Origin of the sequence: Enterococcus villorum (genome assembly GCF_007990225.1) — a bacterium.
Classification (GTDB): domain Bacteria; phylum Bacillota; class Bacilli; order Lactobacillales; family Enterococcaceae; genus Enterococcus_B; species Enterococcus_B villorum.
Genome location: NZ_BJWF01000002.1, coordinates 167,128 through 184,142 on the forward strand (window position 1 = coordinate 167,128; position 17,015 = coordinate 184,142).

Sequence of the window (17,015 nt, forward strand, 5' to 3'; positions counted from 1 at the left end):
TCGAAGGAAAAGAAGAAAGGAAAGAAACGATGGATTATCAAGTATTACTTTATTATAATTACACAACAATTGACGACCCTGAACAATTCGCAAAAGAACACCTTGCTTTTTGCCAATCGTTAAATTTAAAAGGCAGAATATTAGTAGCCACTGAGGGGATTAATGGTACCTTATCTGGAACAATCGAAGAAACTGAGAAATATATAGAAGAGATGCATAACGATGCTCGCTTTGCTGATACTTTTTTTAAAATTGATCCTAGCGATGGGCATGCATTTAAAAAAATGTTTGTCCGTGCCCGACCTGAGCTTGTTTCATTGAAACTAGAAGAGGACATCAATCCCAAAGAATTGACAGGTAATTATTTATCACCGAAGGAATTTAAAGAAGCAATTTTAGATGAAGAGACTGTGGTGATTGACGCAAGAAATGATTATGAGTACGATCTTGGTCATTTTCGTGGCGCCGTGCGTCCGGAAATCCGTAGTTTTAGAGAATTGCCACAATGGATAAGAGACCATAAAGAAGAATTTATGGACAAACGAGTAGTCACTTACTGCACAGGTGGGATTCGTTGTGAAAAATTTTCTGGATGGTTAGTACGAGAAGGATTCAAAGATGTGGGACAATTGCATGGAGGCATTGCGACTTATGGAAAAGACCCTGAAGTCCAAGGCGAATTATGGGATGGAAAAATGTATGTTTTTGATGAACGTATTGCAGTTGACATCAACCATGTGGATAAACAGATTGTAGGAAAAGATTGGTTCGATGGTACGCCTTGTGAACGATACATCAACTGTGGCAATCCTGAATGTAATCGACAGTTTTTAACTTCTGTCGAAAATGAAGAGCAACATTTAGGCTCTTGTTGCATAGAATGTGCGAAACACCCTCAAAATCGCTATCTCAAAGAGCATCAATTATCAAACGAAGAAATTGAAGCAAAATTAGCTTCTTTTGGATGAATAGATAAAAACTAAAATAAGCCGAAACAGTCATGAATGGTAGAATAATGGAAGGTCAAAATCGATTCTGTGATCATTTTGAACAGCTTTCTACGATTTTTTTCTGGATTAGGCTTTTTTTGCGTATTTATTTGTTATTTACCAAATAACAAGTTAAAATTTTAGATAATATTCAAACTTTTTCTAAGTTGATTTACATTTGTTGTTACTTAAAGAGAAAAGGAGAAAAAGCAATGAAACCATTTATTTATGCTATCGGTGACGTCCATGGGAAATATGATCTGTTTGAAAAACTAGTAAAAGAATATGATCCATTGCTTCATCAATTAGTGTTGATTGGCGATCTGAATGATCGTGGGTCAAAAACTAAGGAATGCTTTTTATTGGGAATGGGATTGGTCAAAGAAACAGGTGCTATTTATCTTCGTGGAAATCATGAAGAATATTTTTTAGATTTTCTCAAAGAGCCAGAAGATTGGTACGAACCTTACTTGCGTAATGGGGGGAAAGAAACAATTGAAAGTTTGTTACACACAGGAGCAACTGAAGAATATTCACCTACTGAAATAGCGATGATGATTCGCTCGAGATACAGTGAATTAATTGATTTTTTATGCGAACGTCCACTTTATTATGAATGGAAAAATTACATATTTGTTCATGCTGGGGTAGATTTGTCGAAAAAAGATTGGCATCAAACAAGTCCTCATGATTTCATTTGGATTCGAGAGGCATTCCATGAAGGCGAGAACCAGACAGGAAAAACCATTGTATTTGGCCATACAATTACACCTATGCTACATGGAGACATGGAAACAACAGATTTATGGAAGAAAGATCAGAAAATTGGGATCGACGGAGGCGCAGTATTTGGCGGATCCATGCACGGCGTTATCTTCAATGAAAAAGGAATTGTTCAAGACATTGAATACCAAAACAATGAAGGTCCTTGGCAAGGCATTTAGTAAAAAGTATAACGTAAGAGAATCAATCTTTGCAGATGAGGCAAAAAAGCCAAGTTTTGTTTATTTTTTAGAGGATTTTGTTCTGTCTTATTTGTTTGGTTATTCGTTGCTACAAAGTATGTTAAAATAGACAAGTACAAGAGAAATGATCATTCTTTTCAATTGAAACATAAATTGGTAAGAATGATTTTTTAGTGGAAAAGGAGCATCTTGATGGTAGAAAATGTAAATCAAACGATTATTCAATTGGTTCAAAAAGAGCTAACTGAATATCATTCCAAACAAATTGTGACTGTATTGAACTTATTGAATGAAGGCAATACGGTGCCATTTATTGCACGTTATCGAAAAGAAATGACGAATAGTTTAGATGAAGTACAAATTAGAGAGATTGAAGAACGTTATGCTTATCTTGAGAATTTAGAAAAGAGAAAGCAAGAAGTTCTTCGTTTGATCGATGAACAAGGAAAACTAACACCGGAACTAGAAAAAGACATTATTGGCGCTGTAAAAATGCAACAACTGGAAGATTTATATCGTCCCTACAAACAAAAACGTCGAACGAAAGCAACCATTGCCAAAGAAAAAGGATTAGCACCATTTGCCCAATGGTTACGCCAATTGCCTAATGGCGATGTGCAAGAAGAAGCAAAAAAATATATCAATGAAGAAAAAGAAGTGCACACCGTTGAAGAAGTTTTACAAGGAGCACATGAAATTATTGCAGAAGAAGTCAGCGACAGTGCAAAATATCGAACTTGGATACGTTCTTACACGTATAACAAAGGTTCATATGTCAGCGTAGTGAAAAAGAAAGAACTAGATGAAAAAGAGGTATACGAAATGTATTATGATTTTTCCGAACCGATTCACAAAATCGTGTCTCACCGAATTTTAGCAACCAACCGTGGCGAAAAAGAAGGCGTGTTAAAAGTGGCTCTCCAAGTAGAAGAAGAAGCTATTTTTACTTATTTGGAACGGCAATTAATCACAAGTGAAACGTCACCAGCAGCTATATTTGTGAGAACGGCTTACCAGGATAGTTATAAACGTTTTATTCAACCTGCCATCGAACGAGAAATTCGCAATGAATTGACAGAAAAGGCTGATGAACAAGCCATTGCCATCTTTGGAGAAAACTTGCGTAATCTCTTGTTGCAACCTCCTTTGAAAGGAAAAGTTGTTTTGGGATTTGATCCAGCTTATCGAACAGGATGTAAGCTGGCAGTCGTTGATGCAACAGGAAAAGTTTTAGCTATTGAAGTGATTTACCCACATAAACCAGCTCCACAAGCAAAACGTGAAGCAGCAGGATCTACTTTTGTTCAATTGATTAATCAATACCAAGTAGACATGGTTGCAATTGGCAATGGAACAGCCAGTCGTGAATCCGAGCAATTTGTTGCGGAACAGCTAAAATCAGCAGATCACAAAACCTATTATGCAATTGTCAATGAAGCAGGTGCATCTGTTTATTCAGCGAGTGATATCGCTCGAACAGAATTTCCAACTTTACAAGTCGAAGAAAGAAGTGCGATTTCAATTGCCAGACGATTACAAGATCCATTAGCTGAATTAGTTAAGATTGATCCAAAAGCGGTAGGCGTGGGTCAGTATCAGCATGATGTTTCGCAAAAGCGTTTAGCCGCTCAATTGGATTTTGTAGTAGAAACGGTCGTCAATCAGGTAGGAGTGGATGTCAACACAGCCAGTCCTCAATTGTTGCAGCATATTGCTGGATTAAATAAAACAACCGCTCAAAATATTGTCACCTACCGAGAAGAAAATGGCGCCTTTGAGACTCGTGCACAATTGAAGAAAGTGCCTCGCTTGGGCCCAAAAGCTTATGAGCAAGCCATCGGATTTTTGCGTGTGCCAGAGGGGAAAAACATTCTAGATAATACAGGCATTCATCCCGAAAGCTACAGTATCGCTAAAGAAATTTTGAAAACGCATGGTTTATCTGAAAAAGAGTTAGGACAAAAAGAAGCAGTAGAAACACTGAATCATTTATCCGCAACGCATTTAGCAAAGGAAATGGCAGTTGGCGAAGAAACGTTAGCTGATATTTTAGAAGGATTAACAAGACCGGGAAGAGATATGCGAGATGAAATGCCTGCACCACTTTTGCGTTCTGACGTATTGAGCATGGAGGATCTAAAACCAGGAATGGAATTGAAAGGAACGGTACGCAATGTGATTGACTTTGGTGCTTTTGTAGATATTGGTGTAAAACAAGATGGATTAGTGCATATTTCTAAATTAAGCAAAAAATTTGTCAAACATCCCACTGACGTTGTTTCTGTTGGCGATGTCGTGACAGTATGGATTGAAGAAGTCGATTCTAACAAAGGCAGAATCAGTTTGACTATGCTGTCTCCTTATGAGGATTAAAAGTGACACAAGAAGAATTGCAACAACTTGTTGAAGAAATTTCCTTAACTTGTTTTTCAATGCCATTTAAACACCAAGCAGTCTTCAATAAGCGTTTACGCTCCACTGGAGGGCGCTATCATTTGACCGATCATCATTTAGACTTCAATTTTAAAATGTTTCAAGAAGTAGATGAAGCAACCAGAGTGGGCATTATCAAGCATGAATTGTGCCACTACCATTTACACCTATTGAAGAAAGGGTACCGACACCAAGATGCAGATTTTAAAGCTCTTTTAAAAAAAACTGGGGGGCTTCGCTATGCCCCAGCAGTTTCTTCTCAAAAAATAAGCAAAATCGAATGGTATCAATGCCAGGAGTGTGAAACCAATATTTATCGTAAACGTAAAATTGACACGAAACGATATGTTTGCGGAAAATGCCGTGGTAAATTGAGTTGGCAAAAAACTGTAAAAAGTCCAAATAGGATAAATGAGTGATCAAAAGAATCGAAAAAACAAAAACCTAAAAAGGAGAGGATGCAATGAAGAATCAAGAGGATCAATTAAAGGATTGGAATTGTTTACTATCCTTTTTAGCTGAACCGAACGAGACAAGAATATCGGCACCATTAGTGATTCTAGCAGGGAATTGCTTGCCAATTCTAGCTGATAAAGCAGCGGCGCTTTATTTAAATGGACAAGTCGAGAAAATTTTTTTAGTAGGCGGTATTGGTCATGCGACCAAATTTCTTCGAAAAAATTTCGCCAATCAAGGCATTTTATTCAATGAAGAACAAAGTGAAAGTGAGATGTATTTCCACTATCTGACAAATAAATACCATATACTTGATGAAGTATTTATTTTAGAAACAAACTCGACGAACTCTGGGGAAAACGCACAAAATTCTTTAGAAATTCTTCGTTCAAAAGGCAAAATACCCGAATCAATTTTATTGATGAATGACCCAACCTTGCAACGACGAACAAAGGCAACTTTTGAAAAGGTCTGGCAAAAAGAAAAGGTGAATTGGATCAATTATGTGCCAGTTATTCCAAAAATCATTGAATTAAATCCTTGTTTGCGTTTTGTCCCCTCAGCACTAAATGAACAATGGCCAAAGGAATATTTTTACTCATTAGTTTTAGGGGAAATGATTCGCTTGAATGATGACGAACACGGCTATGGACCAAAAGGAAAGAATTACATGAATCATGTCGATATACCATCTAACGTCTGGGATGCTTATCAACGGATTTCTTCCACGACAAATGGAAGTTTCCTACGCACATAAAATAAGTAAAAAAAAGAATCAGTAGAAATAAAAAAAGATCTGTTGTTTTTTCATTACTTGAAACGATGACAAGCATCAGCTAACTCAAACATATTTGGTTGAAATTTTTCATCGTTTATACGATAATGGGGAACGTGTTGTAATAGTAAATAAATAATGGATGATATTTAAGAGAAGAGGATTCAAATGGAAAATCAAAGCAAATTGTATCATTTTGTTGGTATCAAAGGATCAGGTATGAGTTCCTTGGCACTTGTTTTACATGAACAAGGATTAAAAGTACAAGGATCAGACATTGAAAAATATTTTTTTACACAAAGAGATTTAGAAAAAGCAAATATTAAAATCTTGCCTTTTAACGCAGAAAATGTGCAACCAGGGATGACAGTGATTGCTGGAAATGCTTTTCCAGATACGCACGAAGAAATTCAAAGAGCAAAAGAATTGGGCTTAGAAGTTGTTCGTTACCATGATTTTATTGGCGATTTTATTCAAAACTATACAAGTATTGCTGTCACAGGATCCCATGGTAAAACAAGTACGACAGGTTTACTTTCACATATGTTGACAGGTATCCGTCCAACAAGTTATTTGATTGGTGACGGTACTGGACATGGCGATCCTCAAGCGGAATTTTTTGCTTTTGAAGCATGCGAATATCGTCGTCACTTTTTAGCGTATTCCCCTGATTATGTCATTATGACAAATATTGATTTTGACCATCCTGACTACTATACAAGTATTGATGATGTGTTTACTGCCTTTCAAACAATGGCACACCAAGTCAAAAAAGCCATTTTTGCTTATGGGGATGATGCTTATTTAAGAAAGTTACAAGCGGATGTGCCGATTTATTATTACGGATTATCGCCAGATGATGATATTCAAGCGCGAAATATTGAACGTACAACAACTGGGTCTGCTTTTGACGTATACCACAAAGATCAATTTGTTGGTCATTTCACCGTTCCAGCATTTGGCAAACACAATATTTTAAATTCATTAGGTGTGATTGCTGTTGCTTATTTTGAACATTTAGACCTTGAAGAAGTGGCAAAAGAAATGTTAACTTTCCCTGGTGTCAAACGCCGATTTAGTGAAAAAATTGTTGCTGATATGACGGTTGTTGATGATTATGCTCATCACCCAGCTGAAATCAAAGCAACGATTGATGGTGCTCGTCAAAAATATCCTGATAAAGAAATTATTGCAGTCTTCCAACCACATACCTTTACACGTACCATTGCTTTGATGGATGAGTTTGCTGAAGCTCTTGATTTAGCAGACAAAGTTTATTTATGTGATATCTTTAGTTCTGCACGTGAAGAACAAGGCGATGTCAAAATCGAAGACCTTGGAAACAAAATTAAAAAAGGTGGACAAGTCATCAGTGAAGAAAATGTTTCACCGTTGCTTGATTACCATGAAGCAGTCATTATTTTTATGGGTGCAGGAGATGTTCAAAAATTCGAACATGCATATGAAAAATTATTAAGTAACACAACCAAAAATGTTCTATAAACGTTTTATCCGTTTAGCAAAATGTTTTTGAGCGCAAATAAATCAAGTGATCTCTATTTTGTTAAAGTAAAAAATTAGCAGATAGAGATCATTTTTATACATAAATAAATATTTTTTCAATAAAAATATCTATTTTTATAAAAAAAGGATAAAATAACAAAATAAAATTTGGTATGTTTATTTTGTATTCCTTAAACTTTTTTCAATTGAGGGAATGGAACTTGCCTTTTTAAGGTGTTTTGGTACAATAAATAGTGATTAATATATAAACTGGAGGGTTACTAATTTGAACATAAGTAAACCACGTAAACTTGGAAAAACAATCAATGAACTAGAAGAAGGTGACTCGTTATCTCTAACAGAATCAATTGAAGATAATCAATTGCTATTGTATTTAGGGCTAACGAATGATGCCAACCCATTATATATCCAACATGATTTTGCAAAAAATACGGAATATCATCAACCAATCGTTCCTTCAGTCATGTTGATGGGGATTATAACAAGTGCCATTTCCAAACACTTACCTGGTCCTGGCTCCCATGTCGTTAATTTTTCCGTGAATTTTATTGAACCAGTTTTCCATTACGAAACATTGACTTTTCAGTTTGAGGTCATCAAAGTAGACAAAATGAAAAACGTAGTGACAATTTCTGTTGAAGCATCAAATGGCGAAGAAAGAAGAGTCTTAGATGCAGTAGTTCTGGTTCAACCGCCGTTAGAACTAAAAACAGAAAGCGTACTTGAAAGTGAAGGTGAATCATATGAATAATCAAGGAACAGTTACATCAGGAATCAATCAATTTTATGCAAAGGTTTATGGCTTTTTAGGTGGGGGATTGGCGATAAGTGCGGTGATTTCTTATCTGGCGTTGCAAGTTTATCCGCAACAAGTCTTTACATTTATCCGCAACTTTCCATTAGGATTTACAGGACTTTGGCTCATCGAATTGATCTTAGTTGTTGTTCTTGGAGTCAAAGCAGCAAAGAACCCAAGTTTAGCAATCGGTGGATTTATTGCTTACTCTATCTTAAATGGTTTAACATTAGCCGTTACTCTTGCTTGGTACGACATTGGTAGTATTACAAAAGCCTTTATCACAGCAACTGGCATGTTCTTAGGAATGTCATTAGTGGGTGTATTCACTAAAAAAGACTTGAGTGGCGTAGGTCGTGCAGGGATGGCTGCGTTGATCGGTGTGATTATCGCAATGATCCTGAATGTGTTTATCTTAAGAAGTAGTGCGGTAGAATTATTTATTTCACTTCTTCTTGTGGTAATCTTTGCTGGTATCACCGCCTATGATAACCAAAAAATCCGCACAGTTTATCTGCAATCAAATGGATCCGCTCATAGCGGAATTGCCGTTTTCTTGGCGTTACAACTTTATCTTGATTTCATCAACTTATTCTTAGCGTTCTTAAGAATTTTTGGTAGAAACAATTAAGTCGCATAATATGTATAATCGAAGCAACGTTTAAAGAGTGAAAAGTTCAAATGCTTTTCACTCTTTTTTTGTTTCATAAATATTGTTTTGCGTGTTTTTCTTTTCGCTTTCCTCCGTATTCTTTGTTAGAATGGATAAGAACTTTACAGTAAGGAGTTAAGCAAATGACAAAAAATAAATTATTACTTGTAGATGGAAATAGTGTGGCCTTTCGTGCATTTTTTGCTTTACACAATTCATTAGAGCGATTTAAAAATCGAAATGGATTGCATACAAATGCTATCTATGCGTTTAACACGATGTTTGAAAATGTCATGCAAAAAGAACAACCCACGCATGTGCTTGTTGCATTTGATGCAGGAAAAACGACTTTTCGAACAGAAATGTATGCCCAATACAAGGGAGGACGTTCCAAAACACCTGGAGAGTTTAAAGAGCAGATGCCTTATATTCGTGAATTATTAACAGGCTTAGGTGTAAAATATTACGAACTACCAAACTATGAAGCCGATGACATCATTGGGACATTAGCTGAAAAAGTTAATAAAGAAGAATTTGATGTGGTTGTTTTATCAGGCGATCGCGATTTGACTCAATTGGCAAGTAAAGAAGTCAAAGTCGACATTACTGTCAAAGGTGTCAGTGACATCGAAAGTTACACCCCTGAACATGTCGCTGAAAAATATGATGGATTAGAACCCAAGCAGATTATCGACATAAAAGGACTCGCAGGAGATGCATCAGATAATATTCCAGGCGTAACGAAAATCGGTGAAAAAACCGCCATCAAATTATTAAAAGAGTATGGGTCTGTTGAAGGAATTTATGAACACATTGATGAAATGAAGCAAAGCAAAATGAAAGAAAATTTAATCAATGATAAAGAGCAAGCATTCTTATCTAAAAAATTAGCTACGATCAATACAGATGCTCCGGTGGAAGTTTCCATTGAAGGGTTGAAGTATGAAGGAAAAAATCTAGAAAAATTAATCACTTTCTATAAAGAAATGGACTTCAAACAATTTCTTTCAAAATTGGATGTTGTTGAAGAAGAAGTAAAAATGGAAGATATCTTATTTGAAGTTGTCCATGAATTTCATGAGGACATGTTTACCACGGATATGGCTTTATACGTGGAAATGATGGGGGATAATTATCACACAGAAGATATCGTTGGTGTCGCTTGGGGCACAAACAAGAAAATTTATGTGACAAATGATTTAGGGATTTTTGAAAATGATGCATTTTACTCTTGGTTAGCTGACCCTAATCGATTAAAAAAAGTGTATGATGCGAAACGGACCTATGTTGCATTGAACCGTTATACGACAAAAACCAAAGGAATCGACTTTGATGTATTACTTGGCGCATACTTACTGGATACAAATGAGAAAAGCACAGATATTGAAGGAATTGCTGCGCATTACGGCTATCATGAAGTCCATTCAGATGAAGTGGTTTATGGAAAAGGTGCGAAAAAAGGTTTGCCGGCAGACGAAGAAGCTTTCTTTGCTCATCTTGCGAGAAAAGTAGCCGCTATTAATGTTTTGACCCCACAATTAAGCAAAGAGTTAGAAGAAAAAAATCAAATGGAACTTTTCCGGCAAATGGAATTACCACTTTCCATCATCCTTGCTGAAATGGAAATCACCGGAATCAAAGTCGATGCTTCACGTTTACAAGAAATGAAAATTGAATTTTCTGAACGTCTAAAAGAAATCGAGCAAATTATTTATAAAGAAGCAGGAGAAACCTTTAATTTAAATTCACCAAAACAGCTAGGGGTCATTTTATTCGAAAAAATGGGTCTACCAGTAATTAAAAAAACAAAAACGGGGTATTCAACTGCCGTGGATGTCTTAGAACAGCTAAGAGAACAAGCACCCATTGTGGATGATATTCTCACTTATCGTCAAATTGCGAAAATTCAGTCGACATATGTTGAAGGATTGCTGAAAGTGATTCAATCAGATGGGAAAGTCCATACGAGATATATTCAAACCTTAACACAAACTGGACGCTTAAGTTCCGTTGACCCAAACTTACAAAACATTCCGATTCGATTGGACGAAGGGCGAAAAATCCGCCAAGCGTTTGTTCCAAGAGAAAAAGATTGGCTCATTTATTCTTCTGACTACTCTCAAATTGAATTACGTGTACTTGCTCATATTTCGAATGATGAGCATCTAAAAGCCGCCTTTCTTGAAGGGCAAGACATCCATGCAAGTACGGCCATGCGAGTTTTTGGTATTGAGAAGGCGGAAGATGTGACACCAAATATGCGTCGCCAAGCGAAAGCTGTTAATTTTGGAATTGTTTATGGTATCTCTGATTACGGCTTGTCACAAAATCTAGGAATCACAAGAAAAGCAGCTCAACAATATATTGATACCTATTTTGAAAAATATCCAGGTGTAAAGGAATATATGGAGCGAATTGTTCGGCAAGCTAAAGATCAAGGATTTGTTGAAACTCTTTATCATCGTCGTCGTTACTTACCAGATATCAATTCTAGAAACTATAATATCCGTTCGTTTGCAGAAAGAACAGCCATCAATACACCAATTCAAGGAAGTGCAGCAGACATTCTCAAGATTGCGATGATTGAATTAAATAAACGTTTAAAAGAAGAAAAGCTTGAAGCGACGATGCTCTTACAAGTACACGATGAGTTAGTCTTTGAAGTGCCTGAAAAAGAGTTAGAAACATTGGATAAGTTAGTCAGTGAAGTCATGGAAAATGCAGTTTCCTTACATGTACCATTGATTACTGATAGCAGTTGGGGAAAAACATGGTATGAAGCAAAATAATAAAACAGCACAGTTAGTGAATCAGAACAAATAAAACGAAGGTGAAAAAATGCCAGAACTACCAGAAGTCGAAACAGTTCGTAAAGGACTAACACGTTTAGTGACAGGAAAAAAAATCAAAAAAATGCAAGTCTTATGGCCAAAAATTGTGGAGCAACCAGAAGCCCCGATTTTTGAAGCTTCATTAATAGGAGAAGAAATTGAATCCATTGACCGCAGAGGGAAATTTTTAATCTTTCACTTAAGCCATTATGAGCTGATATCCCATTTGAGAATGGAAGGAAAATATCAGTTTGTTGAAAAAAATGAGCTCATTGATAAACATACTCATATCATTTTTTTCTTTGAAGATGGAAGCCAGCTTCGCTATCATGATGTACGAAAATTTGGTCGCATGACCTTGGTTGAAAAAGGGGCAAGTGCTACTTATAAAGGAATCATGAAATTAGGACCAGAACCATTACCGGATCAATTTTTATTAGACGGATTTAGTCTAGGATTACAAAAGTCACATAAAGCAATCAAACCATTGCTGTTGGAACAAAAATTAGTCACGGGTTTAGGAAATATCTATGTAGATGAAGCTTTGTGGGAAGCCAAAATTCACCCTGAACAACCTGCGAATACGCTAAAATCAAAAGAAATTGAGTTGTTAAGAAAATCAATTATTGATGTCTTATCACGAGCAATCGAAGCAGGAGGAACAACTATCAGAAGTTACTTGAATGCATTAGGTGAATCAGGGAACTTTCAAGTGGCTTTACATGTTTATGGACAAACAGGAAAACCATGTATTCGTTGTCATACGCCAATCGTTAAAACCAAAGTAGCGCAAAGGGGGACGCACTATTGTCCAAATTGCCAAAAACTAAGAATCAAAAAGTAGGTTATGTGCTAGGTTTAACCGGAGGAATTGCAACTGGGAAAAGTACCGCAGCTGCCGTATTTCTTAAGCATGGCATACCAGTGATTGATGGAGATATTATTGCAAGAGAGGTAGTTGAACCCAATACGCAAGGACTAAGAAGCTTAGTTCAAGAGTTTGGGGAAGCGATCCTTAAAAAAGATGGGACACTTGACCGAGGTGCGTTAGCGAAGATTGTTTTTTATTCAGATAGACGGCGAAAAAAACTTGACCAACTACTAGACCCATTTATCCGTCATGCGATCAAAGAGCAAATTAGGGAGAAAAAAGCAAACTATCCATTAGTCGTTGTAGACATCCCTTTGCTATTTGAAGGACATTATGAAGAGGAAGTGGACGCTGTAGCAGTTGTCTATCTTCCTGAAGACCTCCAATTACAACGGTTAATGAAAAGAAACCAGTTGTCCTACGAAGAAGCTACCCAAAGAATCCAAAGTCAGTTATCAATTGAAGAGAAAAAAGAACGGGCAGATATCATTTTTGATAATCGTGGAAGTAAAGAAGAACTGACGCAGCAAATCGAAAATTGGTTAGCAGATTTTCGTTTGTAAGTGAAAGCACTCACCTCATATGGATAATAAAGCGAATGAATTGGGAACGTTCATTAAACGATTTCTTTGAGTATATTCAGATATTTTGCTATGCTGAATATAAAGAAAAGAGGGGAATTGTTATGGGGACTTTTAAAAATCAAAAAGATAAAATCGTAGGTTCAGCAAAAGAAAAAATTGGTGAAATGTTGAATAAAGATGAATTGATTGATGAAGGACGTGCACAATCAGAAGTTGCAAAAGAAAATGATGAACGCTACCAAGCAAGAATCAATGAACTAGAAGACCAACAGGCAGAAAAAGAAGCCAAAGAACAAGACCTGACGCAAGAACGCCACAAAGAAGATCCTACGCATAAAAAAACGCCACTTCCAGAAGCAGATCATATTCCTGAACAACAAAAAATTGATGAGCAACGGATGAAGCATTATACAGGAATCGAAGAAAAACTTTAAGCAATCTAATGCTTTAAAAGTGGCACGAAGTAACCGTAAGAAACTAGACATTTAGCTGGTTTCTTACGGTTACTTTTTCTTTGTTTGTCAATTATTACATTTTTTGTTCTCATTTCTTACCTCATGTTTAAAAAGTCAAGCGCTATTTTTTGATATTTAAGACAAATTAGGTAAACATATAGAAAAAAATGTTTTTCTACAGGGGAATTTTACATAGCAGAGTCGCATGAAGGAATTGTTTCATGTTATAATACAACTAGTTGCAGATGGAAATATTTTTTATGAAAATAAGCGACAATGAGAAAAGAATACCTTTTGCGTAACTATTAGTGTATATCATTTATCAATAAAAATTGAATAGAATAAATAACTATTGAGTTTATTTAAGATATGTAACAAATATTTGATTTTAAGAAGTAAATTACTCCTATGAAGAGGTGAAAAAAATGAGATGTCCGAGATGTCAACACAATAATTCTCGTGTAATCGATAGTCGTCAAGCCGATGATGGACGGGCGATAAGAAGAAGAAGAGAATGTGAGAACTGCTCTTTTCGCTTTACTACATTTGAAAGAATTGAAGCAACGCCTTTACTAGTCATCAAAAAAAATGGAGAGCGAGAAGAATTTAATCGCGACAAAATTTTAAGGGGATTGATTCGTTCTGCGGAAAAAAGACCGGTTGCTATGGAACAAATGGAACAAATCGTTAACCATGTCGAAAATCGGGTGAGAAGTCTTGGCGAAAACGAAGTATCGACGACTTTGATTGGGGAATACGTCATGGAGGATTTAGTCAACCTGGATGAAATTGCCTACATTCGTTTTGCTAGTGTTTACCGTCAATTTAAAGATATGTCTGTTTTCTTAAAAGAATTGCAAGATATTGTGGATAAAGCCAAAGAAAATAATAAAGAATAAATTAAAAAAAACAAAATGAAGTAAAAGGAGGCCAATTTCCTTGGACAATGCATGGAAAGAGCTTCAACCTAAGAATATCTACCAAGGAAGAAAAAGCTATCCTCTTAAGGAAGATGGGAAAACGTCTTTACTGTACCTATACCAACCTTTAATCGGTAGCGAAGCCTTAAGCCTGTATTTTACTCTTCTATCAGAAATTCCTTTACAACATGGAGAAGGAACGGAAGGATTACATGCTGATCTTTTAAGTAGCTTGAATTGCGGATTGCCACAATTTTATGAAGCACGTAAAAAATTAGAAGGAATCGGGCTATTAGATGTTTTTTACAAAGAAGACCCTAGCTTAGGTTCTTGTTTTATCTATGAACTATTAGAGCCTATGGAACCTTTTGCTTTTTTCAAAGATCATGTGCTTGCTTTTTTGTTATTGGAAAAAGTAGGGCAAAGAAGATTTGATCAGTTGATCCAATTATTTCAACCCAAACAGTTTTCAACAAATGGTTATCAAAAAATGACTAAAAAGTTTTTGGATGTTTATCGCTTTAGTGAAGAGACATATGCGGCTGATCAAGAAAAAATTGAACAAATGCAGGATTCGTTTACTCAACCAAGCGTGAAGTCAGTCCTAAATAAAGAGGAACAAGCTTCTTTAGATTGGCACTTTTTAACTGATTGGCTCACAAAAAAACATATTCCAACGATAGATCCTGCATTGAAAGAACAATTAACCATGTATCATCTTCTTTATGGTTTTGATGAATTAACTCTAGGGGAATGGGTTGTTCAGGCTTATGACTTTTCTGCTCAAGAAGTCTCCTTAAAAGAACTTCAACGTTTGATTTTAACCAAACAACAGTATAAGAAAACTAGTCAGCCAGAAAATGTAGCAACCACGGTTAAGAGCGAAACAAAAGCGCCTGTACCAACTTTGACAAATGCAGCTCTACAATTAATAACAGAAGCCAAGAGTATTCCACCTATGAAATATTTAGAGGCACTAAAACAAGAAAAAGGTGGTTATGTTTCGAAACAAGAGACTTGGTTACTCCAAGAGTTGGTTTCACGATCAGGTCTTTCAAATAGCGTGATCAATGTCTTGATTAACTATGTTCTTGTCATCAAAGGTCACTCAAGTTTGACAGCCAATTATGTAAATACGATTGCCAATGAATGGGCTCAAAAGAAAGTATCAACACCAGAAGAGGCCGTGGAACATATACGTAAAATCAGCAGTAAAGCAACTCAAACAGCTAATAAACCAAAACAAACGTATGCTACTAATCGCCGTAACGTTCGCCGAGAAAAACTGCCAGATTGGGTCAATCAACCAAAAGAAGAGAAAAAGATCAGTAGTGAGAAAAAAGAAGAGATTGAAAGACGTTTCAAAGAATATTTCGCTAAAAAGGAGGGAGATAGCTAATGGAAGATGTCGGAAAAGAATTAAAGCGAATCATCAGCAAACGAAATTATCAACAAAAATTTGCTGAAATGATTGAAGAAGTCTTAAATGATTCGGATGTACAGGCTTTTTTAACGGCTCACAAAGAAGCCTTGACACAAGAAGACATTGAGAAAAGTTATGCAAAATTATATGAATTTGTCCAAGAAAAACGAAAATTTGAGCAAAACGATCCGACGATGATCGCTCCCGGCTATGAGCCCAAATTAACATTGAACTTTCATTATGTAGATGTCACATACGTGCCTACAGAAGCTTTGTTAGCGAAGAAAAGGCAAGAAGAAATTCGAAATCGAATTAAAGCCGTGGATATGCCAAAAGATATTCAAGAAGCTTCATTTGAGAACTTTGAGCGAAGCGATGGACGTAGCTATGCAAGCTTTGAGGCACTAAATTTTGTTGAACAGTACAGTGCGGATCCAAAAGGTTATCACAAAGGTCTTTATTTAGTAGGTAGCTTTGGTATCGGTAAAACCTACCTTTTAGGAGCAACGGCACGAGAATTAGCGGTTAAAGGCTATACGACAACTTTAGTACACTTTCCCACATTTGCTGTGGAGATGAAACAAGCGATCGGCAAAGACCAAGTAGCAGAAAAGTTAGATGCAGTGAAACGTTCACCTATTTTAATGATGGATGACATTGGTGCGGATGCCATGAGCAGTTGGATCAGAGATGAAGTCTTCGGTGTCATATTACAGTACCGAATGCAAGAACAGTTACCGACATTTTTCTCATCGAATTTTACGATGAATGAACTTGAACAACATTTATCTGTAACTCAACGTGGGGATGAAGAACCATTAAAAGCCAAACGAATCATGGAACGAATCCGTTATTTGACCAAAGAGATTGAAATGACCGGACGTAATCGAAGAAACGGATAAAAGTCGAAAACTATTTAAGGAGATTACTATGAAACTTGTGATACTAAGTTTGTTCTTTCCGTTGTTTCTGTTATTTTGTTTTATGTACAGCAACAATAATCTGTCTCATGAAGGCAGAGAATCAACTGAACAGACTGAACAAATCGGACAAACCTTAGTGCATCAACCATTCGTAGTAATCGGAACGATCGAAACAATCAGTGACTTGGAAGAAGAAGGTCGTTATGTTGGAATTGTACAAGCGACAGCTAAGGACCACCCTTTTTCATCAATTTTTACCATCAAAATACCAAAAGAGAAATTTCAAGGTAAGATAAAAAAATTAAAAAGAGGCGATCGAATAAAATTTATCTTTTCGTCTGATCGCATCATAGCAACAAAAAAAATGCCGCCGCAAATTTCCAATGATCAATTATCGAAAGTGATAAAAATCGATTGA

At 36.2% G+C, this 17,015-nt stretch carries 16 protein-coding genes; all 16 read left to right on the plus strand.

Translation table 11 applies throughout. The features are described from left to right. Window positions 1-29: 29 nt before the first annotated feature. The 16 genes from trhO to EVI01_RS01960 all read left to right on the plus strand — a co-directional run bounded on the left by trhO (window position 30) and on the right by EVI01_RS01960 (window position 17,015). Complete coding sequence (trhO, locus tag EVI01_RS01885; RefSeq protein WP_010751987.1) at window positions 30-968, plus strand: oxygen-dependent tRNA uridine(34) hydroxylase TrhO; 939 nt, start codon at window positions 30-32, stop codon at window positions 966-968. A 233-nt stretch (window positions 969-1,201) separates the two neighbouring features. Then, window positions 1,202-1,933 (plus strand): metallophosphoesterase, encoded by a 732-nt coding sequence (locus EVI01_RS01890; RefSeq protein ID WP_010751986.1) that lies wholly within the window; start codon window positions 1,202-1,204, stop codon window positions 1,931-1,933. Between the two features lie 213 nt (window positions 1,934-2,146). After that, the gene (locus EVI01_RS01895) at window positions 2,147-4,327 is read left to right on the plus strand and encodes a Tex family protein (RefSeq protein WP_010751985.1); all 2,181 of its coding nucleotides are present in this window, start codon (window positions 2,147-2,149) and stop codon (window positions 4,325-4,327) included. A gap of 2 nt (window positions 4,328-4,329) precedes the next feature. After that, window positions 4,330-4,806 carry a SprT family protein gene (locus tag EVI01_RS01900; RefSeq protein ID WP_010751984.1) on the plus strand — a complete coding sequence of 159 codons (477 nt, stop codon included), beginning with the start codon at window positions 4,330-4,332 and terminating at the stop codon, window positions 4,804-4,806. A gap of 44 nt (window positions 4,807-4,850) precedes the next feature. Further along, window positions 4,851-5,600 (plus strand): YdcF family protein, encoded by a 750-nt coding sequence (locus tag EVI01_RS01905; RefSeq protein WP_010751983.1) that lies wholly within the window; start codon window positions 4,851-4,853, stop codon window positions 5,598-5,600. 186 nt (window positions 5,601-5,786) lie between these two features. Beyond that, window positions 5,787-7,121 carry a UDP-N-acetylmuramate--L-alanine ligase gene (gene murC, locus EVI01_RS01910; RefSeq protein ID WP_010751982.1) on the plus strand — a complete coding sequence of 445 codons (1,335 nt, stop codon included), beginning with the start codon at window positions 5,787-5,789 and terminating at the stop codon, window positions 7,119-7,121. 286 nt (window positions 7,122-7,407) lie between these two features. Beyond that, window positions 7,408-7,893 carry a MaoC/PaaZ C-terminal domain-containing protein gene (locus EVI01_RS01915; RefSeq protein WP_010751981.1) on the plus strand — a complete coding sequence of 162 codons (486 nt, stop codon included), beginning with the start codon at window positions 7,408-7,410 and terminating at the stop codon, window positions 7,891-7,893. Beyond that, the gene (locus EVI01_RS01920) at window positions 7,886-8,569 is read left to right on the plus strand and encodes a Bax inhibitor-1/YccA family protein (protein WP_010751980.1); all 684 of its coding nucleotides are present in this window, start codon (window positions 7,886-7,888) and stop codon (window positions 8,567-8,569) included. Before EVI01_RS01915 ends, EVI01_RS01920 begins: the two co-directional genes overlap by 8 nt. A gap of 164 nt (window positions 8,570-8,733) precedes the next feature. Beyond that, window positions 8,734-11,379: a DNA polymerase I gene (polA, locus tag EVI01_RS01925; RefSeq protein WP_010751979.1), complete on the plus strand. Its 2,646-nt coding sequence runs from the start codon at window positions 8,734-8,736 to the stop codon at window positions 11,377-11,379. A 49-nt stretch (window positions 11,380-11,428) separates the two neighbouring features. Next, window positions 11,429-12,265 carry a DNA-formamidopyrimidine glycosylase gene (mutM, locus tag EVI01_RS01930; protein WP_010751978.1) on the plus strand — a complete coding sequence of 279 codons (837 nt, stop codon included), beginning with the start codon at window positions 11,429-11,431 and terminating at the stop codon, window positions 12,263-12,265. Then, window positions 12,229-12,855, plus strand: a complete 627-nt coding sequence (gene coaE / locus EVI01_RS01935) for a dephospho-CoA kinase (protein WP_010751977.1) — start codon at window positions 12,229-12,231, stop codon at window positions 12,853-12,855. Before mutM ends, coaE begins: the two co-directional genes overlap by 37 nt. A gap of 122 nt (window positions 12,856-12,977) precedes the next feature. Continuing rightward, window positions 12,978-13,310, plus strand: a complete 333-nt coding sequence (locus EVI01_RS01940) for a hypothetical protein (RefSeq protein ID WP_010751976.1) — start codon at window positions 12,978-12,980, stop codon at window positions 13,308-13,310. Between the two features lie 446 nt (window positions 13,311-13,756). Next, entirely contained in the window at window positions 13,757-14,230 is a 474-nt protein-coding gene (gene nrdR, locus EVI01_RS01945; protein ID WP_010751975.1) for a transcriptional regulator NrdR, read from the plus strand. Window positions 14,231-14,270: 40 nt separating this feature from the next. Then, window positions 14,271-15,650 carry a replication initiation and membrane attachment family protein gene (locus tag EVI01_RS01950; RefSeq protein ID WP_010751974.1) on the plus strand — a complete coding sequence of 460 codons (1,380 nt, stop codon included), beginning with the start codon at window positions 14,271-14,273 and terminating at the stop codon, window positions 15,648-15,650. Beyond that, the gene (gene dnaI, locus EVI01_RS01955; RefSeq protein ID WP_010751973.1) at window positions 15,650-16,576 is read left to right on the plus strand and encodes a primosomal protein DnaI; all 927 of its coding nucleotides are present in this window, start codon (window positions 15,650-15,652) and stop codon (window positions 16,574-16,576) included. The genes EVI01_RS01950 and dnaI overlap by 1 nt, the downstream gene beginning before the upstream one ends. A gap of 28 nt (window positions 16,577-16,604) precedes the next feature. Continuing rightward, entirely contained in the window at window positions 16,605-17,015 is a 411-nt protein-coding gene (locus EVI01_RS01960) for a hypothetical protein (protein ID WP_010751972.1), read from the plus strand.